The sequence below is a fragment of the Propioniciclava sp. LT294 genome (assembly GCF_059516005.1).
This window is the reverse complement of record NZ_JCAKNG010000003.1, coordinates 225611-248422: the sequence shown is the minus strand read 5'-3', so window position 1 is coordinate 248422 and position 22812 is coordinate 225611. Positions and strand designations below refer to the sequence as shown.

The 22812-nt window shown below is 71.5% G+C and carries 23 protein-coding genes and 1 pseudogene; 13 read left to right on the top strand and 11 right to left on the bottom strand.

Annotated elements, in window-relative coordinates; all coding sequences use genetic code 11:
- Window positions 1-41 precede the first annotated feature (41 nt).
- Complete coding sequence (locus AC5YDA_RS06020; RefSeq protein WP_496190147.1) at window positions 42-467, bottom strand: ChaB family protein; 426 nt, start codon at window positions 465-467, stop codon at window positions 42-44.
- A 58-nt stretch (window positions 468-525) separates the two neighbouring features.
- Here AC5YDA_RS06020 and AC5YDA_RS06015 point away from each other — a divergent pair, with 58 nt between their 5' ends.
- Both AC5YDA_RS06015 and AC5YDA_RS06010 read left to right on the top strand, forming a co-directional pair.
- Window positions 526-1518 carry an NAD(P)H-dependent flavin oxidoreductase gene (locus AC5YDA_RS06015; protein ID WP_496190146.1) on the top strand — a complete coding sequence of 331 codons (993 nt, stop codon included), beginning with the start codon at window positions 526-528 and terminating at the stop codon, window positions 1516-1518.
- Window positions 1515-2657, top strand: a complete 1143-nt coding sequence (locus AC5YDA_RS06010) for a trans-sulfuration enzyme family protein (protein ID WP_496190145.1) — start codon at window positions 1515-1517, stop codon at window positions 2655-2657. Before AC5YDA_RS06015 ends, AC5YDA_RS06010 begins: the two co-directional genes overlap by 4 nt.
- Window positions 2658-2667: 10 nt before the next feature.
- Here AC5YDA_RS06010 and AC5YDA_RS06005 read toward each other — a convergent pair whose 3' ends face one another.
- Window positions 2668-3954, bottom strand: coding sequence for a thymidine phosphorylase (locus tag AC5YDA_RS06005; RefSeq protein ID WP_496190144.1), 1287 nt, complete (start codon window positions 3952-3954; stop codon window positions 2668-2670).
- Between the two features lie 57 nt (window positions 3955-4011).
- Between AC5YDA_RS06005 and AC5YDA_RS06000 the strand changes: the two genes are divergently transcribed.
- A complete protein-coding gene (locus tag AC5YDA_RS06000) occupies window positions 4012-4998 on the top strand; it encodes a pirin family protein (protein ID WP_496190143.1) in 987 nt (328 codons plus the stop codon).
- Between the two features lie 340 nt (window positions 4999-5338).
- On the opposite strand, the gene AC5YDA_RS05995 is transcribed toward AC5YDA_RS06000, so the two are convergent.
- On the bottom strand, window positions 5339-6835 hold the full coding sequence (locus tag AC5YDA_RS05995; RefSeq protein ID WP_496192904.1) for an ATP-dependent DNA ligase: 1497 nt from the start codon (window positions 6833-6835) through the stop codon (window positions 5339-5341).
- Between the two features lie 2 nt (window positions 6836-6837).
- On the bottom strand, window positions 6838-7044 hold the full coding sequence (locus tag AC5YDA_RS05990) for a hypothetical protein (protein ID WP_496192903.1): 207 nt from the start codon (window positions 7042-7044) through the stop codon (window positions 6838-6840).
- Window positions 7045-7190: 146 nt separating this feature from the next.
- On the opposite strand from AC5YDA_RS05990, the gene AC5YDA_RS05985 reads away from it, so the two are divergent.
- Entirely contained in the window at window positions 7191-8552 is a 1362-nt protein-coding gene (locus tag AC5YDA_RS05985; RefSeq protein ID WP_496192902.1) for a peptidoglycan DD-metalloendopeptidase family protein, read from the top strand.
- A 19-nt stretch (window positions 8553-8571) separates the two neighbouring features.
- Here AC5YDA_RS05985 and AC5YDA_RS05980 read toward each other — a convergent pair whose 3' ends face one another.
- Window positions 8572-10797: a RecQ family ATP-dependent DNA helicase gene (locus AC5YDA_RS05980; protein ID WP_496192901.1), complete on the bottom strand. Its 2226-nt coding sequence runs from the start codon at window positions 10795-10797 to the stop codon at window positions 8572-8574.
- A 122-nt stretch (window positions 10798-10919) separates the two neighbouring features.
- On the opposite strand from AC5YDA_RS05980, the gene AC5YDA_RS05975 reads away from it, so the two are divergent.
- Both AC5YDA_RS05975 and AC5YDA_RS05970 read left to right on the top strand, forming a co-directional pair.
- Window positions 10920-11486 carry an NADPH-dependent FMN reductase gene (locus AC5YDA_RS05975; RefSeq protein ID WP_496192900.1) on the top strand — a complete coding sequence of 189 codons (567 nt, stop codon included), beginning with the start codon at window positions 10920-10922 and terminating at the stop codon, window positions 11484-11486.
- Window positions 11487-11524: 38 nt separating this feature from the next.
- Entirely contained in the window at window positions 11525-12199 is a 675-nt protein-coding gene (locus tag AC5YDA_RS05970; RefSeq protein WP_496192899.1) for a hypothetical protein, read from the top strand.
- Window positions 12200-12222: 23 nt separating this feature from the next.
- Here the strand turns inward: AC5YDA_RS05970 and AC5YDA_RS05965 are convergent, their stop codons facing one another.
- Window positions 12223-13005, bottom strand: coding sequence for a tyrosine-protein phosphatase (locus tag AC5YDA_RS05965; protein ID WP_496192898.1), 783 nt, complete (start codon window positions 13003-13005; stop codon window positions 12223-12225).
- Window positions 13006-13160: 155 nt separating this feature from the next.
- On the opposite strand from AC5YDA_RS05965, the gene AC5YDA_RS05960 reads away from it, so the two are divergent.
- From AC5YDA_RS05960 to AC5YDA_RS05945, 4 genes are all read left to right on the top strand, one after another.
- Window positions 13161-13649, top strand: a complete 489-nt coding sequence (locus AC5YDA_RS05960; RefSeq protein ID WP_496192897.1) for a bifunctional nuclease family protein — start codon at window positions 13161-13163, stop codon at window positions 13647-13649.
- 77 nt (window positions 13650-13726) lie between these two features.
- Entirely contained in the window at window positions 13727-14191 is a 465-nt protein-coding gene (locus AC5YDA_RS05955) for a hypothetical protein (RefSeq protein ID WP_496192896.1), read from the top strand.
- A gap of 308 nt (window positions 14192-14499) precedes the next feature.
- Complete coding sequence (locus AC5YDA_RS05950; protein WP_496192895.1) at window positions 14500-14976, top strand: DUF4395 domain-containing protein; 477 nt, start codon at window positions 14500-14502, stop codon at window positions 14974-14976.
- A complete protein-coding gene (locus AC5YDA_RS05945; protein ID WP_496192894.1) occupies window positions 14976-15401 on the top strand; it encodes a thioredoxin family protein in 426 nt (141 codons plus the stop codon). Before AC5YDA_RS05950 ends, AC5YDA_RS05945 begins: the two co-directional genes overlap by 1 nt.
- Window positions 15402-15434: 33 nt before the next feature.
- Here AC5YDA_RS05945 and AC5YDA_RS05940 read toward each other — a convergent pair whose 3' ends face one another.
- The 5 genes and pseudogenes from AC5YDA_RS05940 to AC5YDA_RS05920 form a co-directional block, all read right to left on the bottom strand.
- Complete coding sequence (locus AC5YDA_RS05940; protein ID WP_496192893.1) at window positions 15435-16046, bottom strand: arsenate reductase ArsC; 612 nt, start codon at window positions 16044-16046, stop codon at window positions 15435-15437.
- 16 nt (window positions 16047-16062) lie between these two features.
- Entirely contained in the window at window positions 16063-16476 is a 414-nt protein-coding gene (locus AC5YDA_RS05935; protein WP_496192910.1) for an arsenate reductase ArsC, read from the bottom strand.
- Window positions 16477-16653: 177 nt separating this feature from the next.
- A pseudogene (locus tag AC5YDA_RS05930) lies at window positions 16654-16914 on the bottom strand (arsenate-mycothiol transferase ArsC); the annotation flags it as partial.
- Between the two features lie 111 nt (window positions 16915-17025).
- A complete protein-coding gene (gene arsB, locus AC5YDA_RS05925; RefSeq protein ID WP_496192892.1) occupies window positions 17026-18111 on the bottom strand; it encodes an ACR3 family arsenite efflux transporter in 1086 nt (361 codons plus the stop codon).
- A gap of 98 nt (window positions 18112-18209) precedes the next feature.
- Window positions 18210-18578: an ArsR/SmtB family transcription factor gene (locus tag AC5YDA_RS05920; protein ID WP_496192891.1), complete on the bottom strand. Its 369-nt coding sequence runs from the start codon at window positions 18576-18578 to the stop codon at window positions 18210-18212.
- A gap of 84 nt (window positions 18579-18662) precedes the next feature.
- On the opposite strand from AC5YDA_RS05920, the gene AC5YDA_RS05915 reads away from it, so the two are divergent.
- Genes AC5YDA_RS05915 through AC5YDA_RS05905 form a run of 3 tightly spaced genes read left to right on the top strand, consistent with a single transcriptional unit; the run spans window position 18663 to window position 22786 of the window.
- A complete protein-coding gene (locus AC5YDA_RS05915; protein WP_496192890.1) occupies window positions 18663-19712 on the top strand; it encodes a permease in 1050 nt (349 codons plus the stop codon).
- A gap of 11 nt (window positions 19713-19723) precedes the next feature.
- Window positions 19724-19966 (top strand): thioredoxin family protein, encoded by a 243-nt coding sequence (locus tag AC5YDA_RS05910; RefSeq protein WP_496192889.1) that lies wholly within the window; start codon window positions 19724-19726, stop codon window positions 19964-19966.
- A gap of 3 nt (window positions 19967-19969) precedes the next feature.
- A complete protein-coding gene (locus tag AC5YDA_RS05905; RefSeq protein ID WP_496192888.1) occupies window positions 19970-22786 on the top strand; it encodes a cation-translocating P-type ATPase in 2817 nt (938 codons plus the stop codon).
- The last annotated feature ends 26 nt before the right edge of the window (window positions 22787-22812 follow it).

Below are 22812 nucleotides of genomic sequence, written 5' to 3'. Positions count from 1 at the left end.
TGATCCTGTCCCCATCCTTCCACCGCGAGGCCCTCGGCGCGTCAGTCCCTGCGAGCCTCTCGGGTCGCCTTCTCGTTGGCCCGCTGCAACGCGTCGACGAGCTCGGCCTTCGTCATCCGGGAGCGGCCCTTCACGTCCAGTCCGCGGGCCAGCTCCAGCAGGTGTTCCTTGGTGGCGTGGGCATCCACGCCGCCGGCGCTCTCGCCGCCGGACGGGCCGCCGCGCTCGGCTCGCTCGTCGGAGGGTCCGGGTTCGTCCTTGGCCTCCCAGCGGTCCCCGACCTTCTCGTACGAGTGCTTGACGGACGCCCAGGCCGTCCGCTGGGCGCGCTCCTCGTCGCCGTCGTACTGCTCGATCGCCGCGTCGTAGGTGTGTGCGTACGCGCGTTGGGCCTTGTCGGATGAACGTTCGAGGGTCGAGGGGAGCTCGGACTTCTTCGCCGAGCCATCGCGATTCGTCTTCGGCATGGTTCCTCCTGTGTCCCTGACATTACGCTGGCACCGATCATCTGAGGAGGGAGGGGCGATGGTGCGCGGGCTGGAGGAGAGCATCGCCCTCCCGGGGCGGCCGGCGTCCTCTCCCTTCGGCGGCGCCGCCCTGCCCGCCCCGTTCACGGGCCTCCGGCTGCCCGTCGTGGCCGCGCCCATGTTCCTGGTCTCCACGCCCGACCTCGTCGTCGCCTGCTGCCGGGCCGGAATCGTCGGGTCGTTCCCGGCGCTGAACCTCCGCACCACCGAGGCACTCGACGGCTGGCTCACCACCATCACCGACCGACTGGCCCCCGACGACGCGCCGTACGCGGTCAACCTGATCGTCCACTCGTCCAACACGCGCGTCCGCGACGACCTCGCCGTGCTCGCCCGCCACCGCGTCCCCGTCGTCATCACGTCGCTCGGCGCGGCGTCCGAGGTGGTGGACGCCGTGCACGGCTGGGGTGGCATCGTCCTCCATGACGTCACCAACGCCCAGCACGCACGCAAGGCCGCCGCGGCCGGGGTCGATGGGCTCATCCTGGTCTCGGCCGGTGCCGGCGGACACGCGGGGGACACCAACCCGTTCGCCCTGGTGGCGTCCGTCCGGCCGTGGTTCGAGGGGGTGCTCCTGCTGGCCGGGGCGATCTCTTCGGGCGCGGACGTGCTGGCGGCCCGCGCGATGGGCGCCGACCTGGCCTATGTCGGCACGCGCTTCATCGCGACGGCGGAGTCCGGGGCGAGCGACGCGTACAAGACGATGATCGTCGACGCGCAGGTGCGCGACATCGTCCACACCGCGTCGGTGAGCACGATCCCCGCGAACTTCCTGCGCGCGTCGCTCGCCGCCGCCGGCCTCGACCCGGACGTCCCGCCCGGGCCCGTCGACCTCGGGCACGTCACCAACCCGAGCGAGTCGGACGCCAAGGCGTGGCGCGACATCTGGTCCGCCGGCCATGGGGTGGTCGCCATCGACGACGTGCCCGCCGTCGCGGACCTCGTCGACCGCCTGGAAGCCGAATACCGTCAAGCGAAGGAACGACTGTGACCCAGCACCATCGACTCGCTCCCGAGACCCTGGCCGTCGCCCTCGGGCGACCGCCGCGGACCCCGGGAGCCGGCGTGAACCCGCCGGTCGAGCTGACCAGCACCCACGTCACACCGGGCGACTTCGCCGAGGGCATCCCCATCTACGGGCGCTACGACAACGCCACGTGGGCCGCCCTGGAGGAGGTCGTCGGCGCCCTGGAGGGGGCACCGGGCGGGGCCGTCGCGTTCGCGTCCGGCATGGCGGCCGGCGCGGCGCTCTTCTCGCTCGTCCCGCGCGGTGCGCGCGTCGTGATGGGCGAGACCAGCTACAACGCCATGCTCGCCCTGGCCCGGCAACTGGACGCCGCCGGAGACCTCGCGCTGACCCTCGTCGACGTCGCCGACACGGACGCGGTGCGTGCGGCCCTGCCCGGGGCCGGCTGGCTGATGCTGGAGTCACCGACGAACCCGCTGCTCGAGGTCGCCGACCTGCCGGCGCTGATCGAGGCCGCGAAGGCGGAGGGCGTTCGCGTCGGGGTGGACAACACCTTCGCCACGCCGCTGTTGCAGAACCCGCTCACGGTGGGTGCCGACGTGGTCATGCACTCGGCCACCAAGTACCTCGCTGGGCACTCCGACGTGCTGCTGGGGGTCCTCGTCACCGCGGACGCCGATCTGCGGGCGGGCATCGTCGACCATCGGACCCTCCTGGGCGCGATCCCCGGGCCCTTCGAGGCCTGGCTGGCGCTGCGCGGGGTGCGCACCCTCGGCGTCCGGCTCGCCCGGCAGCAGGAGACGGCCGCCGAGATCGCACGGCGGCTGGCGGTGCACCCGGCGGTGGAGCGGGTGCGCTACCCGGGGTTGCCCGAGGATCCAGGGCACCAGGTCGCCGCCCGGACGATGCGCGGGTTCGGCGCGATGGTCGCGTTCGAGCCCGTGGGGGGCCGGGAGGCGGCGACGGCCGTGACCCAGCGCGTCCGGCTGTGGACGCCGGCGACCAGCCTGGGTGGCGTCGAGTCGCTGATCGAGCGGCGCCGGCGCATCGCGTCCGAGCCACGGACGGTGCCCGAGGGACTGCTGCGGCTCTCCGTGGGCCTGGAGGACGTCGAGGACCTCTGGGACGACCTCGCCGCAGCCCTGGAGGGCGGGCGGGCCTGAGGGCCCTGCGTCAGGCGATCCGGTCGATCACGATCGGCCCGCGCTCGACGGCCGTCCCGGCGGGGGCCCAGGTCAGGGTGCCCGCGAGCGCCTCGATCGCGCGGTCGAACTTGGCCTCGTCCGAGGTGTGCAGGGTCATCACCGGGTCGCCGGCCCGGACGGCGTCGCCGGGCTTGGCGTGCAACAGGACGCCCGCAGCGAAATCGACCGGGTCCTCCTTGCGGGCCCGTCCGGCACCGAGGCGCCAGGCGGCGACGGCGACGCCGAGGGCGTCCATGTCCGCCAGGACGCCGTCGGCGTCCGCGGTGATCGTGTGGGTGTGCGCCGCGACCGGGAGGTCGGCGTCCGGGTCGCCCCCCTGGGCGGCGACCATGCGGTTCCAGACGTCCATGGCGCGGCCGTCGGACAGGGCGGCCTCGACGTCGGCGTCCGGCCGGCCGGCGGCGGTGAGCATCTCGCGGGCCAGGGCCACGGTGAGTTCGATGATGTCGGCGGGGCCACCGCCGGCCAGCACCTCGACCGACTCGCGCACCTCGAGCGCGTTGCCGACCGCCAGTCCCAGCGGCACGGACATGTCGGTGAGCAGGGCCACCGTCGTCAGGCCCGCGTCGTTGCCGAGGTCCACCATGGTGCGGGCCAGTTCGCGTGCCTTCGCCTCGTCGCGCATGAAGGCGCCCGCGCCGGTCTTCACGTCGAGGACGAGCGCGCCGGTTCCCTCCGCGATCTTCTTGCTCATGATCGACGACGCGATCAGGGGGATCGACTCCACGGTCGCCGTGGTGTCCCGCAGCGCGTAGAGCTTCTTGTCCGCGGGGGCCAGGCCCGAGCCGGCCGCGCAGATCACGCCGCCGACCTCGCGCAGGATCGCCATCATCTCGTCGTTGGAGAGGCTCGCCCGCCAGCCGGGGATCGACTCCATCTTGTCCAACGTCCCGCCGGTGTGGCCCAGCCCTCGACCCGACAACTGCGGCACCCGGACGCCGAAGCTCGCCACCAGCGGCACCAGGGGCAGCGTGATCTTGTCGCCCACCCCGCCGGTGGAGTGCTTGTCGGCGGTCGCGCCGAGCACCGAGAAGTCGAGGCGCTCGCCCGACGCGATCATGGCGTTGGTCCAGCGGGAGATCTCCTCGCGGTCCATCCCGTTGAGGAAGATCGCCATCGCCAGCGCCGACATCTGCTCGTCGGCGACCACGCCGCGGGTGTAGGCGTCGACGACCCAGTCGATCTGGGCGTCGCTCAGCCGTCCGGAGTCGCGCTTGGTGCGGATCACGTCGACGGCATCGAAGGGTTCAAGCATGGGCGCCAGCCTAGGGGGACGCGGCCTACGCTGGGGGAACGAGCGAGGAGGAGTGCCATGAGCAACACCGAGGTCGATCCGCAGGTGCGCATCTGCGAGCACGGCGAACGGCATCCGGCCGGACGGGTCGACACCTACCCGCCCAAGGACGTCCCTCTCGGTGGGGCGGATGCGCTGCGCGTCCGGCGCACGCTGCCGAACATGAGCCGGTCCTTCGTGGGGGCGTGGTGCTTCGTGGATCACTATGGGCCCGAGGAGGGCGCGTGCATGGATGTGCCGCCCCACCCGCACACCTCCCTGCAGACGGTGTCCTGGCTGTTCAGTGGCGAGATCGAGCACCGCGACTCCGGTGGCGTCCACGCGATGGTGCGTCCCGGCGAGGTGAACCTCATGACGTCCGGCCACGGCATCGCCCACTCCGAGGTGTCCACCCGGAGCAGGGCGGCCCTGCACGGCGTCCAGCTGTGGGTCGTGCTGCCGGAGGAGTCCGCCGACCTGACCCGCGAGTTCCAGCACTTCGTGCCCGAGGTGCACGAGGTCGCCCCCGGCGTCCGGGCGCGCACCTTCATCGGCAGCCTCGAGGACCAGGGCTCGCCGATCCACACCGAGACGGCGCTCCTCGGCTCCGAACTCGTGATCGAGGCCGGTGCCACGTGGGAGGGGGCCGTCGACCCCGGCTTCGAGCACGGCATCCTCGTCGACACCGGTCACGTCGACTTCGACGGGGTCCGTCTCGACAACGCGGTGCTCGGCGTCCGTGACGCCGGCCTGGACCACCTGCGCCTCCACAACCCGACCGACGCCCCGGCCCGGGTCATGCTGCTGGGTGGGGAGCCGTTCGACGAGGGCATCGTCATGTGGTGGAACTTCATCGGCCGGACGCACGACGACATCCTGCGGCTGCGCCAGGAGTGGAACGACGCCCCGGACGACCGCTTCGGCCGTGTGGCCGGCTACCGGGGCTCCGTCGACCGGTTGAAGGCGCCGGTGCTCCCTCCGGACCTGCGCCTCAAGCGCCGGTTCCGCCGCGGCCGGGAGGCCTGAGCCGCCACGCCGGGACGGCGATCCGCAGGTCACAGGTCGATAAAGAATTGGCCGCTGTCGCGGGTGGCGCTCAGATGTGCCCGGACGCGACACGCCCTGCCAGAGCGGTTTCCGGGGGTTGGGGCCGGATCGGCGGAGGGCCGGTTTCTCGTCCTTTTGGAGGAGGGGAGGCGTGCCCCTGTCCAGATGTCCCCGGGTTGTCCGATCCTGTGGAAGTGACAGGATGAGGACGTCACCCCACCCCGGCGACAGTGGTTTTCCCCCAGGAATGACACATCAACTGCGTGCGGCCCGCTCAACGGCGGGCCGCACGGCCATTCCGGGGGCGGCTCCCGCGGGATCAGCGAGCGAGTGATCGCACGGTCTGAAGGCTGTCGGCCTCGGCTGCGGGCTTGTCGTCGCGGTAGCGCAGGACCCGCGCGAAACGGAGTGCCACGCCGCCGGGGTAACGCGTCGAACGCTGCAATCCGTCGAACGCGACCTCCACGACCTGTTCGGGCCGGACGTGGACGACGTGGCCCTCCCGGTGGGTCTCCAACGCGAGGAATCGCTCGGTCTGCCAGGCGAGCATCTCGTCCGTCATGCCCTTGAACGTCTTCCCGAGCATCACCCAGCCGCCCGTGTCGGGGTCGCGGGCCGCCAGGTGGATGTTCGACAGCCAGCCCCGCCGGCGTCCCGACCCCCACTCGACGGCCAACACCACCAGGTCGAGGGTGTGCACGGGCTTGACCTTCACCCAGGCCGAGCCGCGGCGACCGGCCTCGTAGGGGGCGTCGAGATCCTTGACCACGACCCCTTCGTGGCCCTGGGCCAGCACGTGCTCGGTGAAGGCCTCGGCGACGGCGGCCCGGTCGGTCACCGTGCGCTGGATCATGTGCCGAACGGGGACCCGCTCCGCGAGTCGGGCGATCCGTTCGGTGAGCGGCAGGTCCAACAGCGGCTCGCCGTCGAGGAGGAGCGCGTCGAAGAAGGTCGGTGTCAGGCCGCCGGCCGCGCCGGACGCCGTGTCCTGGAACAGGCGTGGACGCCCCTCGCGGTCGAGCGCGAGTGCCTCACCATCGGCGACCAGCGTGTCGGCGTCGATGGAGCGCACCACCTCCACGATCTCGGGGAAGCGGGTGGTGACGTCGTCCAGCGAGCGGCTGTAGAGGCGCACCTCGTCGCCGCGCTTGTGGACCTGGAGGCGGATGCCGTCCAGTTTCGCCTCCACCGCGACCGGACGCCCGGGGGCCGCCTTGTCCAGCGCGTCCGTGACCGTGGGGGCGGACGCGGCCAGCATCGGCAGCACGGGCGTGAACACCTGCACCCGGAAGGCGGCGAGGCCCTCCTCGCCACGGGACCGCGCCGTCGCGGCCACCCCCGGAATGGATCCGGCCAGCATGGCGGCCCGCCGCACCACCGGCAGGGGGACGCCGGAGGCGTGGGCCACCGCGTCCACCAGCAGCCCGGCGAGGGCGCCCTGCCGCAGGGCGCCCGTCAGGAGGCCGGCCAGGTATCGCTGCTCACGCTCGGTCGCGCGGCCGAGCAGGGCGCCGAGGGCGGCACTGCGCGCCCCCTGGGATCCCGGACCCTCGAGCGTCCCGAGGTGCGCCAGGGCGGCGTCCACCTCCAGCACTGTCAGGGTCGGCTCGGACGCCGGCGTCGGCGGCTCGGCCAGGGACCGCCGGCCGACGCCGGTGCGCCGCTGGCGGATCGACCCCCCGAGGTAGGTCGCTGCGACCTCCACCTCGTCGGCACCGGCCCGTCCCAGCGCCTCGGCGAGGATCGCCACCTTCTGGGACCGAGCCCGTGTCGCCGCGACGCGTTCGGACGCCTCGGCCAACTCGTCCAGCAGCATGCTCAGAGTTCGGGGGCGCCGTCGGCGTCCTCCTCGCGGACCTTCGGCTTGCGCTCATCGGACGGACGGGACAGGGGGCTCACGTCGGCGTGGGAGGGAATCTGGGTGTCGGCGACGTCGCCGCCCGCCACACGCGGGGCGTAGTCGCCGGCGGCCGAACCGGTCAGGTTGCGGCGCAGTTCGTCGAGCGGGCCAGTGGGATCGGACATGGGGCTCCTCCGTTCGGGCGTTCCCTCCATCTTGCCTCGATCGGATCACCTTGTGAATGCGGACATCTTCGGCGTGCCCACCGCCGGTCGGACGGGTCACGCGCCTAGCCTCGGAATCGCCACTCCGATCCGTAAGGGGACCGAACGTGCGACAGGTGTCTTCCTCCGCCTGCTCCACGGCTCCGGGCCGGCGCGCCGTCCGCGCGCTCGTCACCGGAGCCGCCAGCATCGCCCTCGCGCTGGGTGTGATGGTGCCGGCGAGCGCCGACCAGCTGTCCGACCGCCATGCCCAGATCGTCAGAGACCTCGAGCAGAGCCGCGCCGCCATCGACGAGCACAGCTCCGCGCTGGCCGACGCCACCGCGGCACTCGAGGCGTCGCAACGCCAGCTCGACGAGGCACGCGCCGCGCTCGAGGCCACGCGCGTCGAACTCGCCGAGGCGCAGCGTCTGGATGGCGAGTTGGCCAGGGAGTTGCGTCTCCAGCAGGAGTTGCTCCGCCGGGCGAGGGCGGCCACGGGGGAGGCGCGCGAGCGCGTCGCCGCCCAGCAGAGGCTGATCAGCAAGGCCGCCCGCGAGGCCTACCAGCGGCAGAGCAAGTTGACCGGCATCGCCGTCGTGCTGGGTGGGCGCGACCCCAACGACATGGCACAGCGCCTCCAGTGGGACACCACGATCTTCGACACCACGGCCCAGCGGCTCTCGGAACTCGAGGTGCTCAAGCGTCGCCTCGAGGCCGCCGAGGCCGCCCAGGCGGCCCTCGAGGCGACGGTGGCGGCGGACAAGAAGCGCAGCGAGGAGAACGTCGAGCGGATCACGCGCCTCGAGACGGACGCGGTCACGCAGGAGGCTGACGTGGCTGCGCTCGTGGCCCGCAACGACCAGTACCGGGCCGAGGCCCAGTCCGCGCTGGACGCCGACAACGCCGAGTACCAGGCGCTCCTGGAGGAGGAGACGAAGATCCAGGGCGAGCTCGCCGCGCGCGCCGCCGAACAGCTCGCCCGCGGGGCCTCCCGCGAGGACATCGCCCGGCTGGTGGCCAGGGGCGTGGTGTCACGGAATCCCCGCACGTATCCGCTGGCCGACAACGGACCTCAGATGATCCTGAGCCCGCAGGGCTTCATCCGCCCGGTGCTGGCCCGGCCCGGGTCGCCCTTCGGGCCGCGGTTCCACCCGATCCTGAAGTACTGGCGGCTGCACAACGGCAACGACTGGGGTGCGGCCTGCGGTGTTCCCCTGTACGCCGCGCAGTCGGGCACCGTGGCGAAGGCCGGCCGCCAAGGCGGGTTCGGCAACTACGTCGTCATCGACCACGGGGTGATCGGTGGCAAGTCCATCATGACCGGGTACGCGCACCAGTCGCGGATGGCCGTCCGGGCTGGCCAACGGGTCGAGATGGGCCAGTTGATCGGGTACGTCGGCACCACCGGGCTGTCGACCGGGTGCCACCTGCACCTCCAGGTCTACGAGAACGGGACGCCGGTGGATCCCCTGCGTTACATCCCCTGACCGCGGCCCCTGCCCTCCGTCAGCCGACGGACGCCAGCGCGAGGGGGAGGACGGCGTCCGCTCCCGCCCTGCGCAGCAGGCGGCCGGCGATCGTCATCGTCCAGCGCGAGTCGACCAGGTCGTCCACCAGCAGCACCGGCCCGGTCAGGGCGGCGAGGCGTTCAGCCAGGGCGGACGGCACGCGGAAGCGGCCCCAGACGTCGCGCACCCGGTAGGCCGAGTTCGTCGACCCCCGCAGGGGCTCTGCCGTCGGTGACAGCTCCAGCGGACCGAGGACCTCGAGGCGTCCCGCAGCGGCGATGCCGGTCGCCAGCGACGCGACCAACCGGGGACGCCCCACGCTCGGCACCCAGGCCACCGCCACCGGGCGCTCGGCCCAGCCCCAACCGGCGAGCACCCGGACCACCGCGCGACCGAGCTCGGCCGGCACCTCGGAATCGACGGGCAGGCCATCGGTGTCGGCCGCGAACAGGTCCCTCAACCGGCCGCCCCATCCCAGGTCCGTGAGCCGCGCCACGACCCGTCCCTCCAGCACCTGCTCGGCGGGTGGGATCCTACCCCTGACCGGCTGCCCCTCGGCCAGGACGCCCAACGTGTCCAGACCCGTCGGCCACTGGGCCCGCGGAGCGACCGCGACGCCGACGTGGTCGAGCGTGTCCCGCGCCCTCTCCAGGACGGGCACCGTCACCTCCGTGGGGTACCACGGCGGGGTGCACAGGTCGCAGCGACCACACGCCGCGGTGTGTGGATCGTCCAGCGCCCCCGTCAGGAAGGCCATGCGGCAGGTCTGGGCCGGGTTCGCGGTCGCACCGTCCGCCGGACCGGACAGCCGCTCGTAGGCGAGCATGGCCTCCTGTTCCGCGACCCGCGCGGCGGCCACGCGCCCGTAGCGCTCGGCGTCGTAGGACCACGGCGCCCCGGTCGTCACCCAGCCGCCCTGCACGTACTCCACCGCCCCGTCGACGGCCAACACCTTCAGCAACAGCTCCAGGGGACTGCGCCGGATGTCCACCCGCGCCTCGAGTGCGGCCAGCGACAGGGGCCCGGCGGCCGCGCCCAGCGCGCCGAGCACGGCGTCCGCCTTGGCCTGGGTCGGCATGGCGTTGGTGGCGAACCAGTGCCAGATCTCGCGATCCTCCGTGCCCGGCAGCAGCAGGACGTCGGCCCGGGCGGGCTGCCCGTCCCGCGTCTGCGCCAGAGCCCGGCCGGCGCGCCCGACCTGCTGGTAGTACGCCACGGGGGACGAGGGCGCCCCCAGGTGCACGACGAAGCCCAGGTCGGGCTTGTCGAACCCCATGCCCAGGGCCGAGGTGGCGACCAGCGCCTTCACCTCGTTCCGCTTCAGGGCATCCTCCGCGGCCTCCCGCTCGGCGGTGTCGGTCCGTCCGGTGTAGGGCAGGACCCGGTGGCCCGCCTTGACGAGCAGGGCCGCCGCGTCCTCCGCGGCGGAGACGGTCAAGCAGTAGACGATCCCGCTGCCGGGCAGCGAGTCGAGGTGCTCGGCCAGCCAGGCGAGGCGGCGAGCGGGCGTCCCCAGATCGAGCACGCCGAGCCGCAGGGAATCACGTGCCAGCGCACCGCGCAGCGTGAAGACCTCGTGGCCGCCGGCGGCCATCTGCTCGGCCACGTCCGCCACGACCCGCTCGTTGGCGGTCGCGGTGGTGGCCAGCACCGGCACGGACTCCGGCAGCTCGGCGATCAGGTCACGGATACGCCGGTAGTCGGGCCGGAAGTCGTGGCCCCAGTCGCTGATGCAGTGCGCCTCGTCGATCACCAGCAGGCCGCACCGCTCGACCAGCGTCGGCAATTGCTCCGATCGGAATCGTGGATTCACCAGGCGTTCCGGCGACACGAACAACACGTCGACGTCGTCGTCGGCCAGGTGCTGCTCGATCGAACGCCACTCGGTCACGTTCGCCGAGTTGATGGCCGCCGCGCGGACGCCGGCGCGCTCGGCCGCGGCGACCTGATCGCGCATCAGCGCCAGCAGCGGGGACACGATGAGCGCAGGACCTGCGCCGGCGCGGCGTTGCAGCAGTGCGGCGATGAAGTAGACCGCGGACTTGCCCCAACCCGTCCGTTGCACGACCAGCGCCCGCTCGTGCCGGGCCACCAGCGCTTCGATCGCCTCGAACTGGCCGGGGTGGAACGCCGCGTCCGGCCGGCCGGTGAGCTGCTGGAGGACGGCCAGGGCCCGCTCCTTCAGGATCGCCGGTGTGGTGGGTTCCGGGGTGGTCCGCGTCATGGGTCCACCGTCGCACACCCGGCCGACATTCTCGGCGGGCCCTACCGCGAACGGGCATCCGGCCCTACGTTGAGTGTGCGGGGCAGCCGTGGTCCAACCCAGTTCGAGGGAGATGAGTGAGCATGACCTACCGTGTCGGATACTTCGTGGGGAGCCTGTCCAGTCAGTCGATCAACCGCGTCCTGTCGAAGGCGGTCATCGCCGTCGCCCCGGAGGACCTCGAGTTCTTCGAGATTCCCATCGGTGACCTGCCCCTGTACAACCGCGACCTCGACGACGACTTCCCGGCCGAGGCCACCGCGCTCAAGGAGGCGATCGCCCGCGCACACGCCATCCTGTTCGTCACACCGGAGTACAACCGGTCCATCCCCGGCGCGCTGAAGAACGCGATCGACTGGGCGTCCCGCCCGTGGGGCCAGAACTCCTTCGACCACATGCCCACCGCCGTCATCGGCGCATCCCCGGGGGCTCTCGGCACGGTGCTGGCCCAGCACAGCCTGCGCGCGGTCCTGAGCTTCCTCAACACCCGTCACCTGACCGCCCCGGAGGCCTACATCTCATTCCACGCGGACCACTACGACGAGGACGGCAACCCGACCGATGACCGGACCCGCGAGTTCCTGGCCGCGTTCATGGCCGAGTTCCGCGACCACATCGAGCGCGTGTTGACGGTGCTGCCCCGCCACTGAATCCCACACGGAAGGCTGGGGCCGGAGCGAGGAGGAGCATGGCCAGGGAGCAACAACGCGCCACGACGGCGGGGCCGCGTTCCTACGCGCCCGGCTGGTGGATCGTGATGGTCACCCTGGGCGGCATGCTCAGCCTCTTCGCTCCGGCATTCGGGTTCATGGTCGCGCGCCAGCTCGAGATGCCGCCGTGGGTCGCCTACCCGCTGATCGCGCTGGCCGGGGGGCTGATGGGTCTCGTGGTCGGCGTGGCCCAGGCGGGGGCCCTCGACCGCACCGTCCTCGCGGTGCCGCGGGCGGGGTGGACGCTCCTCACCGCAGTGGGAGCAATGGTCGCGTGGGCGCTCGGCATGCTGCCGGCCACGGTGGATGCGCTCGGGGACCCGCTGAACCTCGACTCGCGGCGGATCCATGCCGCGGTCATCGTGGGGCTGGTCGCCCTGGTGCTCGCCGTGCCGGTCCTCCAGTGGCTGCTGTTGCGCCGGGTCGTCCGCCACGCCTGGCGTTGGATCCCCATCACGGTCGTGGCCGGGGCGTTGAGCCTGGCTGCGGCCCGGTGGGGACTCCTGCTCCAAGGTGGGCGCACCTCCAGCGACCTCGTCCCCGCCCTGGTCGTCGTGACGGTGTTGGCGTTCACCTTCGCGCTGGTCACCGGAGCGGGCCTGGGTTGGCTGGCGCGCTCAGCTGTCACGGGACGCGGCCGACGCGCTCGCTGAGGGAAGCGGGCGCCGACGGCGTGTCAGCGGGTCAACAGGTGGTGCGCGAGCCGTTCGTCGTCGTCGGCCGACCAGCCGAAGTCGCGCAGGAGCGGCCGGACGCCGCCCAACTCGGCCAAGTGGCTCAGCACCATCAGCATCGATTCCGGCCGCGCCGCCAGGTGGGCCTCGTCGATGTCGCTGGCCTCGGTGGAGTAGGTCGGGTCGGCCCACAGGCGCTGGACGACGCCGGTCATCGCGCCCGTGGACAGGGCGTAGTCGGCGGCCACGTCCTCGGGGGTGACACCGACCAGGGTCAGCGCGAGCGCCACCAGCAACCCGGTCCGGTCCTTGCCGACCGCGCAGTGCACCAGTGCCGCACCGCGGGCGTTGGCCACCGCCCGCAGCGCCTCCACCACCGAATCCGGGCGGTCGGACAGGAAGCCCAGGTAGCTGTCGGCGGTCTCGTCGCCGGTCAGCTCCTCCAGGCGCGGTGAGACCCAGGGCAGTGCCCGGTCGAGGATGCCGGCGTCGTCGTCCTCGGCCTCGCGGAAGAAGCTGTGGTGGTGGTACCGGACGCGCGGAAGGGATCGCAGGGGCGAGGGGGATCCCGCCACCTCGAAGTCCGTGCGCAGGTCCACGACGTCGGTCAGGCCGGCTTCGACCAACAGGTGCAGGGCGGACGAGGGCAGGCCCGTGTGGTTCTCGCTCCGCCACAGCCGGCCGTGCGCGATGCGTCGGCCGCTGGCCGTCGCCGTCCCGCCGAGGTCCCGCAGGTTGAGCAGGCCGGGCACGCGCAGGGGGTGGAGGGGGTCTGGGCCAGTCATGCCGGACACCGTAACGCCGCGTGGTTGCCGGACGGCGCCCCCGACGTTTCCGGACGGTGAACGATCCTCCCCCCGTCGCGGGGCCGGAGCCGGAGGTCCTTCGCCCGTCGATTAGCATGGACGGCATCGATCGTCGATTCGGAGGGGGTACCCCCGTGATCCAGGTGAACGTCGCGATGATGGCCGTCGATGCCGAGGGCGGCCCGGTCCTGTTGCTCAAGCCGGTCGACGCGGATGCGCATCCGGGTGTCCTGCTGCCGATCTGGATCGGGCCGATGGAGACGGCCGCGATCATCATCGCCACAGGAAACGCGGAGGCCCCCGAGCGCCCCCTCACCTACGACCTCATCGTCAGCCTGCTCTCGGCCTGTGACGCCACGGTGGAGCGCATCGAGGTGACCAGCCTCGTGGAGGGCACGTTCCACGCCACCATCACGTTGCAGACCCCGGCAGGCGTCCAGCTCGTGGACGCCCGCCCGTCGGACTCGATGGCGCTCGCCCTGCGGGTCGGTGCGCCGATGTTCGTCGCGGACGAGGTGATGTCCGCCGCCGCGATCCCGGACATCACCCAGGACACGGGGCAGACCCTCGCCCAGTTCAGCGAGTTCATCCAGCACGTCGATCCCGAGGACTTCCGCAACTGAGGGCCGCGGGGGCGGCGGCGCCGAGCCGGACCCCTCCGGGGCTATTGCCGAGCGGTGCCGAGGTGCACAGTGGTGCCATGAGCCATTCCTTCGCCGGAACCTGCGCCTTCCGCCTGATGCCCTACGACGAGCTGGTGGAGGAGCCCTCGGCCCTCCTCCTCGACGAGGTGGGGCCGACCCAGGTGCTGCTGCGTTACACGTGGACCCATCCCGAGGACGGTCCCCAGCACGGCGTCCTGCTGATCGGCGGTCCTGAGGAGGACGCCACGGCGGTGACCGCGGCGTTGGCCGATTCGTGGCACCAGAAGCCCGGGCTGATGTCGCTGACGGGCGACCGGCTCGGCGACTCCGTCGTGCTGTCGTCCCAGTACGCCGGCGACTGGGGCTGGGAGGTCACCGTCGCGGGGATCGAGGGCGACGAGCCCACGATGACCATGCGCAACGTGGTGCCGGTCTCGGCACTCGCGACGCTCCCCGCGGACGGTCCGCACGTCGAGGCGGGCCCGTACGACGTCATGGTGGCGCGTTGGCGGCGCACCTGACCCGCACCCGGGAGACCCGCACCGCAGGGCTTGCGCAGCTCGAAGTGGGGCGCTCGTCCACGTCCGAGTCCCGCGGTTGCCACCGAAAGGTGGGCACCGCGTGGACACGAAGGACACCCTCGTGTCACCCTGAGTCCATGACCGCCGCTCGCGCCCTCGCTCCCGCCCGGGAGTCCCTGCGCCTGCGCGCATGTTGTTGTCGCTGTTGTCGTTGACGTTTTTTTCCGACACCGACCCGACAACCCTCCCGATCGCGCCGCGCCGCCCAGGCCCGCGTCGGGCACACCACTCTTGACGAAGGACCCACCATGTCGTCCACCTCTTCGCCCCTGCGCCAACCGTTGATCGACCCACGCGGCCCACGCTTCGGCGCGCTCATCACGTCCATCCTCCTCGCCCTGGCCCTCGTGCTGTACGGGTCGGCGCCCACGGCGTCCGTCGTGCTGCTCGGTGTCCAGACGCTCGCGTTCGCCGCGGGCTCGCTGGTGGGGCCCCGGGCCCAGCCGTGGGGGTGGGTGTTCAAGACGTTCGTCCGGCCGCGGTTGGCTCCGCCGGCCGAGCTCGAGGACCCCCGCCCGCCGCGCTTCGCGCAGACCGTCGGTCTCGGCTTCGCCCTGCTCGCGCTGGTCGGGGTCGCGCTCTCCGTGGCGCCCCTGTTCCACGTGGCCGTCGGGTTCGCCCTGGTGGCCGCCCTGTTGAACGCGGTGTTCGACTTCTGCCTCGGTTGCGAGCTCTACCTGCTCGGACGCCGCGTCCTCACCCGTTCATCCGTGACGGGGGCCTGATGGACGCCGGCGTCTGGGTCGCGCTCGCCGCGGCCGTGGTGGCCCTCGCGTTCGGCCTCCACCGCAGGCTGACCGACGGTCGAGCCCGCGCGGTGCAGTCCGAGGGGGAGCCCCACCTGGTGAACCGCCTCGGCATCACGCCGGGACAGGCGGCCACGTTCGTCCAGTTCTCCTCGCCGGTCTGCGCGCCGTGCCGCACGGCGCACCGCCTGCTCTCCGACGTGGTGGCCGACGACGACGCGCTGGCCCACGTCGAGGTGGACGCCGAATCCCACCTCGACCTGGTCGGTGAGCTCGGCATCATGCGGACGCCCACCGTCCTGCTCCTGGACGCAGACGGCGGCGTCCGTCACCGTTTCGTCGGGGTGCCGCGGCGCGACGAGGTCCGGCAGGCGCTGGCGGGGCTGGCTCTCCCCGCTGCGTGACGTGCCGGCGCCCAGGTCGTGGGCGCCTGGCGCCTACTGGTCGAGGACCTGCCGGAGCAGCTTCGTGATGCGCTCCTGGAGTTGGTCGCGGATGTCCCGAACGACCTCGATGGGTTGTCCGGAGGGGTCGGGCACGTCCCAGTCCTCGTAGATCCTGCCGGGGAAGTAGGGGCAGGTGTCGCCGCAGCCCATGGTGATGACGACGTCGGCAGCCTTGACCACCGTGTCGCTCAGGGGCTTGGGGTAGGCGGTGGTGAGGGCGATGCCCCGCTCGGCCAGCACCTTCACCGCCAGCGGGTTGATCTCGTCGACCGGCTGCGATCCGGCCGAACGGACGTGCACACGGCGCGCAGACAGGTGTTCGGCCAGAGCGGCGGCCATCTGCGAGCGGCCGGCGTTGTGGACGCACACGAAGAGGATCTCGGGAACCTTCTTGGCCACCCGCCCCTCGGCCTGGGCCCGGGCCATGAGCTGTTCGCGGGCATGCCGGGCCACGAGCACGGGCAGAAAGGTCTGGACGGTGGCGCGGGGTTCGAGCAGTTCCCGCGCGGCCTGGACGGCCTGGCCGACCTCTTCGGAGGTGAAGACACCCGTGTAGGCGTAGGCGAGGTCGTCGACGAGCTGGGCGGTGGCGTTCTGGTCCATGACCGGTGCCCCCGGGTCAGCGGGCCGTGTCGGCGGGGACCGGCTGCACCGGGACGCCGAGCTCGGTCAGCAGGTCGGTCACGCGGCGCTTGATGTCGTCGCGGATGGGGCGCACGGCGTCCACGCCCTGACCGGCGGGGTCGGCGAGTGCCCAGTCGAGGTAGGTCTTGCCGGGGTAGAACGGGCAGGCGTCCCCGCAGCCCATGGTGATGACCACGTCGGAGGCCTGCACCGCCTGCGGGGTGAGGATCTTCGGCTTCTCCGCCGAGATGTCGATGCCCTCTTCGAGGAGGGCCTCGCGGACGGCGGGGTTGATCGAGTCGGCAGGCGCCGAGCCTGCCGAGCGCACCTCGACCTCACCGCCGGAGAGGTGGTGGGCGTAGGCGGCCGCCATCTGGGAGCGGCCGGCGTTGTGCACGCAGACGAACATGACCGAGGGGCGCTGCTCGACACCGAGCTCGGAGGCGAGCGTCGCCACGCGGGCGTCGATGTCGTCGCGGATGAGGTTCATCCGCTGGGTGCCCTCGATGCCGCGGAGGCCGGGCTCGTCGGTCTCCCAGCGTTCGATGGTGGCCTTCATGCCCTCGACCGGCTCGACCTGGGCGTCCGCGCCGAGGATGACGACCCGGTCGGCGGTGCGGAGCAGGTCACGGTCGATGCCCTTGGGGGTGGCGTCGGCCATGCTGGCACCGACCTCGGCCACGGACGCCGCGGACTCGGCGTTGACGCCGGCCTCGGCCGGCTTGGGCCGGGTGCCGGCGGAGTGGATGGTGAGGGCGTCCCCGACCCGGCGGCGCAGCAGCGCCTCGGCCATCTGGGACTTGCCCGCGTTCGAGACGCAGATGAACAGGACGGACGGCTTGGTCATGGGCTGGTGCTCCTCGGTTCGTCGGTGCTTTGGTGCGTTGCTGCGTTGCATTTCCGGGTGGCAGGGACCCCCTTGGGGTGGGGGTTCCTCCACCCGGAAATGCGCTCGGGGTCAGCGGACGGGGACTGTCGGGTCGTGCGGGAACAGCCTCGGCGCCAACCAGAGGCTGACGTAGACGAGCGCCACCAGGATCGGGACCTCGATGAGCGGGCCGACGACCCCGGCGAGTGCCTGGCCGGAGGTGACCCCGAAGGTGCCGATGGCGACGGCGATGGCCAGCTCGAAGTTGTTGCCCGCGGCGGTGAAGGCGACCGTGGTGGAGTGCGCGTAGTCGAGGCCGGCCGCGCGGGAGGCGAGGAGGGAGCCGAGCCACATGATCGTGAAGTAGGCCAGCAGCGGCAGGGCGATGCGGGCGACGTCGAGCGGGTTGGAGGTGATGGCCTCGCCCTGGAGGGCGAACAGCAGGACGATCGTGAAGAGCAGGCCGTAGAGGGCCCACGGGCCGATCTTCGGCAGGAAGACCCCTTCGTACCACGTCCGCCCCTTGGCCCGCTCGCCGAGCACGCGGGTCAGGAAGCCGGCCAGCAACGGGATGCCCAGGAAGACCACCACGGACCAGAAGATCGCCCAGAGCGAGAAGTCTGCCGAGGTCGTGGGCAGGCCGAGCCACCCCGGTAGCACCTGCAGGTAGAACCAGCCCAGCGCCGAGAAGGCGATGACCTGGAACACCGAGTTGATCGCCACCAGCACGGCGGCGGATTCGCGGTCGCCGCAGGCGAGGTCGTTCCAGATCAACACCATCGCGATGCAGCGGGCCAGCCCGACGATGATCAGGCCGGTGCGGTACTCGGGCAGGTCGGGCAGCAGCAGCCAGGCCAGCGCGAACATGAGCGCCGGGCCGGCGATCCAGTTCAGCGCCAGCGACAGGGCCATCAGCTTCTTGTCGCCGGTGACCTTGTGGGTCTCGTCGTAGCGGACCTTCGCCAGCACGGGGTACATCATCACCAGCAGGCCGATGGCGATCGGCAGGGACACCGAGCCGATCTTCACGGCGTCCAGCGCTGCGTTCAGCCCGGGCACGAACCGGCCCAGGAGCAGGCCGGCCGCCATGGCGCCGACGATCCAGACCGGCAGGAAGCGGTCCAGGAAGGACATCTGGCCGGCCACGGTCTCGGGGCGGGCGTGGGTGGTCGTCATGGCGCCTCTCAGATCGACGATTGTCGATATGAAGCATGCCGGACGAAGTGACGGGGGTCAATCCGGTCTCACTCGGTGAGCCGACCCCCGGGTGTGGCTCAGGCGGAACGCGGGGCGTCCAGCAGGTCCATCAGTTGCCCGATCTCGCCCCGGATGCTCTCGCGCGCGATCGTGTAGTGGGCCCAGCGGCCACGGCGCTCCCGGGTGAGCAGCCCGGCCTCGACGAGCCTGGTCAGGTGGTGGCTCATCGTCGGCTGACCGATGCCCAGCGCGTCCGGCAGGGTGCACGCGCAGGCCGTGCCGCCGGGGGCGGCAGCGATGTAGTGCATGAGGCGCAGTCGGACGGGGTCGGCGAGGGCCTTCAGGACGGACGCATGGGCCTGTGCCCGGGCCTCGGGGATCAACGTCACCGACTCGCCCGTGATGCACTCGGTGACGTCCAGGGTGATGAGATGGTCGGACGTCATGGGGACACTCTAATCCCTCATCGACACACATCGATGCATGCCGAGCACTAGGATCGACGATCATCGATGTTGATGGGTGGAGCCATGCGTGATGCCACGAAGACCGGGGTCCGCCCCGAGCCGGCCCTGTTCGCCAAGGTGGCCGGCCTGGCCGTGGTGTGGGTGGCCGCCCACCTGCTGAACGAGTGGGTGTGGACGTGGTTGCTGCGGGACGTGCTGGGCCGCGACCTGGCCTCGCCGCTGTGGGGGGCGCTGCACTTCTTCGTCTACGACACCCTCAAGATCCTGCTGCTGCTCTCCGGGCTGATGTTCCTGATCGGGCTGATGCGAGCCAGCCTCGACGTCGAGCGGGCGCGCGACTTCCTCCAGGGGCGCGGTCTGGTTCTCGGGCTCGTCCTGGCCGTCGTCCTCGGCGTCGTCACGCCGTTCTGCTCCTGCTCGTCCGTGCCGCTGTTCATGGGCTTCGTCGCGGCCGGCGTCCCCCTGTCCATCACGCTGACGTTCCTGATCGCGTCGCCGCTGGTCAGCGAACTCGCCGCGATCATGATCGCCGCGCACTTCGGTGTGGAGGTCGCCGCGGCGTACGTCGTGGCCGGCTCACTGGTGGCCCTGGGCATCGGCTTCGTCCTGTCGCGCTTCCGGCTCGAGCGGTGGGTGGAGCCGGTGGTGCACACCAGCCGGATGGCCCAACTCCGCGCGGGAGGGCGCGTCCCCACCTGGGCCGAACGCGTGGAGGCCGCCGGAGAGGAGGTGCGCGACATCTTCTCCAGGGTCTGGGCGTGGGTCGTGGTCGGGGTGTCGATCGGTGCTGTCATCCACGGGTGGGTGCCCGCGGATTTCTTCTCCTCCTTCGCCGGCGCCGACAACCCCTTCGCCGTGCCGTTGGTGACGGTCGCGGCCGCACCCCTCTACGTGAACGGGGGAGGTGTCGTGCCGATCGGTGAGGCGCTCTGGTCCAAGGGCCTCCCGCTGGGCACGGTCATGGCGTTCATGATGTCGGCCATCGCCCTGTCCATCCCCGAGGCCGTCCTGTTGCGCCGTGTCCTGAAGCCGCCCCTCCTGGCCATCTACTTCGCCTCGGTCACCGCCGGCATCATCCTCATCGGCCACCTGTTCAACATCCTGTTCGCCTGAGGGGAGACATCATGCACATCAAGATCCTCGGCCCCGGTTGCCGCAACTGCGCGACGCTGGAGGCCCGCACGAGGGAGGCCGTGGCCCAGCTGGGTGTCGACGCCACCATCGAGAAGGTCACCGACTACGCCGCCATCGCGGGCTACGGGGTCATGAAGACGCCCGGCCTCGTCGTCGACGAGCAGGTGGTCGTGTCCGGACGGGTTCCCACGGTGGCCCAGATCGCACACCTCGTGGGCGACCACGGGGCCTGACCCGTGGACCCCAGTCTCGAGACCGCGGAGGAGGTGGCCGCCCGCCTCCGGGTGGATCCGGCCACCGGCCTTCGTGCCGACGAGGTCGACCGACGCAGGCGCGAGTGCGGGCCGAACGAACTGCGCGGCAAGCCGCCGGTACCCGCGTGGCGCCGGTTCCTCGCGCAGTTCGCGGATCCGCTGATCTACCTGCTGTTGGCGGCGATCGCCATCTCCATGGTGGCGTGGTACGCCGAGGGCGCCGCCGGTGTCCCCGTGGACGCCCTCGTCATCACGATCATCGTGGTGGCGAACGCGATCATCGGGTTCGTCCAGGAGAGCAGGGCCGAGAGCGCCGTCGCCGCGCTGGCCGACATGACCGCCGCGCACTCCACCGTCCTGCGGGACGGCGAGCTGATGGACGTGGCGTCCGCCGACCTCGTGCCCGGCGACATCCTCGTCCTCAACGAGGGGGACGCCGTGGGCGCGGACGGCCGCCTCCTGGCCGCCACCTCGCTGCAGGTGCAGGAGGCGTCACTCACCGGTGAGTCCGTGGCCAGCGAGAAGGACGCCGCGGTCCTGCCCGGGGCCGCCGGCATCGGTGACCGCCGCAACATGGTGTTCAAGGGCACCGCCGTCGCCCGCGGGGTCGGGCGTGCGGTCATCACCTCCACCGGCATGTCCACCGAGATGGGCCGCATCGCGACGCTGCTCGACGAGACCGAGGAGACCCCCACCCCGCTGCAGGTGGAGATCGCGCAGATCTCGAGGATGCTCGGTGGCCTGGTCATCGGCATCACCGTCGTGGTCATGGCCGCGCTCGCGATCCTCAACGGTGTCTCGTCCCTGTTGGACGCCGTCGACATCCTGCTGATGGGCGTCTCGCTCGCCGTGGCGGCCGTCCCCGAGGGCCTCCCGGCGATCCTCTCGCTGGTGCTCGCGATCGGCGTCCAGTCGATGGCCGGGCGCAACGCCGTGATGAAGGACCTCCACTCCGTGGAGACGCTGGGGTCGGTGTCGACCATCTGTTCGGACAAGACCGGCACCCTGACCAAGAACGAGATGACGCTGCGCGAGGTCGTCACGGCGTCCGGACGCGTCACCCTCACCGGCACGGGCTATGAGCCGGTCGGTGAGGCGACCTTCACCGGTGACCAGGGCAGGGCCGCCTTCGAGGCGAGGCGCGTCCTGACGGCCGGGGCGGTCGCCAGCAACGCGCAGGTGTCCGACTCATCCGGCACCTGGCGGGCGACGGGCGACCCCACCGAGGCGGCTTTCCTCGTGGCCCAGCACAAGATCGAGGGGGTGGCGGGCCGCGTGGGGTCGTGGCGGCGTGCGGGTGAGGTGCCGTTCAGTTCCGAGCGCAAGATGATGTCCGTGCTCGGCCACCGCGACGACGAGGGCATCGACCGGGTCTTCACCAAGGGTGCCCCCGACATCCTGCTGGAGCGGTGCACGCACGAGCAGGTGGGGGAGGGTGTCCGGGCCCTGACCCCGGAGCGCCGCGTCGAACTGATGGACGCCATCGAGGACCTCAGCCGCGAGGGCTACCGCACGCTCGGCGTCGCCTGGCGTGAGGCCGAGGACGTCGACCTGGCGGCCTTCGACGAGGGGGCCGAGCGCGACCTGGTCTTCGTCGGCACCGCCGCGATCATCGACCCGCCGCGTCCCGAGGCGGCCGACGCCATCAAGGAGGCGCACCGGGCCGGCATCCGCACGGTGATGATCACCGGTGACCACCCGGTCACCGCCACCCGCATCGCCGGCGACCTCGGCATCACCGCGGACGAGGGCTCGTCCTCGACCGCCCTGACGGGTCCGGAGCTGGATGCACTGGACGCCACGGGACTGACCGAGGCCACCCGTCGGACCCGGGTGTACGCCCGCGTCGCTCCCGAGAACAAGCTGAAGATCGTCGACGCACTCCAGAAGGACGGTCACATCGTGGCCATGACCGGTGACGGAGTGAACGACGCCCCGGCGCTCAAGTTCGCCGACATCGGCATCGCGATGGGCATCACCGGCACCGAGGTGACCAAGGAAGCCGGCGAGATGATCCTGGGGGACGACAACTACGCCACGATCGTGGCGGCCGTTCGCCAGGGACGCGTGATCTTCGACAACATCAAGAAGTTCTTGCGCTATCTGCTCAGTTCCAACATGGGCGAGGTGTCGACGGTGTTCCTCGGCGTCGTCTTCGGTGGCTTCATCGGGCTCGCGGACCAGGGAAACCCCGCGGCGACGGTCGTGCCGTTGCTCGCGACGCAGATCCTGTGGATCAACCTCGTCACCGACTCCGGGCCGGCGCTCGCCATGGGCGTGGATCCCGAGATCGACGACGTGATGGCCCGCAAACCCCGCAAGAAGGACGACCGCATCCTCGATCGCGCGATGTGGTGGCAGATCATCTCGGTCGGCGGCTTCATGGGCCTGGTCAACATGCTCGTGTACGACCTCTCCCTGCCGGGCGGTCTCGTGGGCGGCCTCGAACACCTCAGCCCTGACGGCCTGCAGCTGGACGTCGCCCGGACGACGGTGTTCACCTCGCTGGTGTTCATGCAGCTGTTCAACGCCCTGAACTCCCGCTCGGAGCGGTCCAGCGCGTTCGACCACCTGTTCTCCAACAAGTGGCTGTGGTTGTCGCTGCTCTTCGGCGTGGTCTCGCAGTTCCTCGTCGTGGAGGTTCCACTGCTGCAGAGCGCCTTCGGCACCGTCTCGTTGGATCTCGACCACTGGCTCCTGGCCGTGGGGGCCGGAGCATCGATTCTGGTGATGCAGGAGCTCGTGAAGGCCGTGAAGCGGGCACGGAAACAGCACCGGTTCGAGAGTCACCCGAGGTGACGGAGAGTTTTTCACTTCAACTTGGC

Bases quoted from the DNA above. Each gene is read 5' to 3' on its own strand.
- arsB (WP_496192892.1), bottom strand. From the start codon at position 18,111: ATGACGACCACCCACGCCCGCCCCGAGACCGTGGCCGGCCAGATGTCC.
- AC5YDA_RS05955 (WP_496192896.1), top strand. From the start codon at position 13,727: ATGAGCCATTCCTTCGCCGGAACCTGCGCCTTCCGCCTGATGCCCTAC.
- AC5YDA_RS05915 (WP_496192890.1), top strand. From the start codon at position 18,663: ATGCGTGATGCCACGAAGACCGGGGTCCGCCCCGAGCCGGCCCTGTTC.
- AC5YDA_RS05975 (WP_496192900.1), top strand. From the start codon at position 10,920: ATGACCTACCGTGTCGGATACTTCGTGGGGAGCCTGTCCAGTCAGTCG.
- AC5YDA_RS05910 (WP_496192889.1), top strand. From the start codon at position 19,724: ATGCACATCAAGATCCTCGGCCCCGGTTGCCGCAACTGCGCGACGCTG.
- AC5YDA_RS05970 (WP_496192899.1), top strand. From the start codon at position 11,525: ATGGCCAGGGAGCAACAACGCGCCACGACGGCGGGGCCGCGTTCCTAC.
- AC5YDA_RS06020 (WP_496190147.1), bottom strand. From the start codon at position 467: ATGCCGAAGACGAATCGCGATGGCTCGGCGAAGAAGTCCGAGCTCCCC.
- AC5YDA_RS05990 (WP_496192903.1), bottom strand. From the start codon at position 7,044: ATGTCCGATCCCACTGGCCCGCTCGACGAACTGCGCCGCAACCTGACC.
- AC5YDA_RS05935 (WP_496192910.1), bottom strand. From the start codon at position 16,476: ATGTTCGTCTGCGTGCACAACGCCGGCCGCTCCCAGATGGCGGCCGCC.
- AC5YDA_RS05945 (WP_496192894.1), top strand. From the start codon at position 14,976: ATGGACGCCGGCGTCTGGGTCGCGCTCGCCGCGGCCGTGGTGGCCCTC.
- AC5YDA_RS06015 (WP_496190146.1), top strand. From the start codon at position 526: ATGGTGCGCGGGCTGGAGGAGAGCATCGCCCTCCCGGGGCGGCCGGCG.
- AC5YDA_RS06000 (WP_496190143.1), top strand. From the start codon at position 4,012: ATGAGCAACACCGAGGTCGATCCGCAGGTGCGCATCTGCGAGCACGGC.
- AC5YDA_RS05940 (WP_496192893.1), bottom strand. From the start codon at position 16,046: ATGGACCAGAACGCCACCGCCCAGCTCGTCGACGACCTCGCCTACGCC.
- AC5YDA_RS06005 (WP_496190144.1), bottom strand. From the start codon at position 3,954: ATGCTTGAACCCTTCGATGCCGTCGACGTGATCCGCACCAAGCGCGAC.
- AC5YDA_RS05995 (WP_496192904.1), bottom strand. From the start codon at position 6,835: ATGCTGCTGGACGAGTTGGCCGAGGCGTCCGAACGCGTCGCGGCGACA.
- AC5YDA_RS05965 (WP_496192898.1), bottom strand. From the start codon at position 13,005: ATGACTGGCCCAGACCCCCTCCACCCCCTGCGCGTGCCCGGCCTGCTC.
- AC5YDA_RS05950 (WP_496192895.1), top strand. From the start codon at position 14,500: ATGTCGTCCACCTCTTCGCCCCTGCGCCAACCGTTGATCGACCCACGC.
- AC5YDA_RS05920 (WP_496192891.1), bottom strand. From the start codon at position 18,578: ATGACGTCCGACCATCTCATCACCCTGGACGTCACCGAGTGCATCACG.
- AC5YDA_RS05980 (WP_496192901.1), bottom strand. From the start codon at position 10,797: ATGACGCGGACCACCCCGGAACCCACCACACCGGCGATCCTGAAGGAG.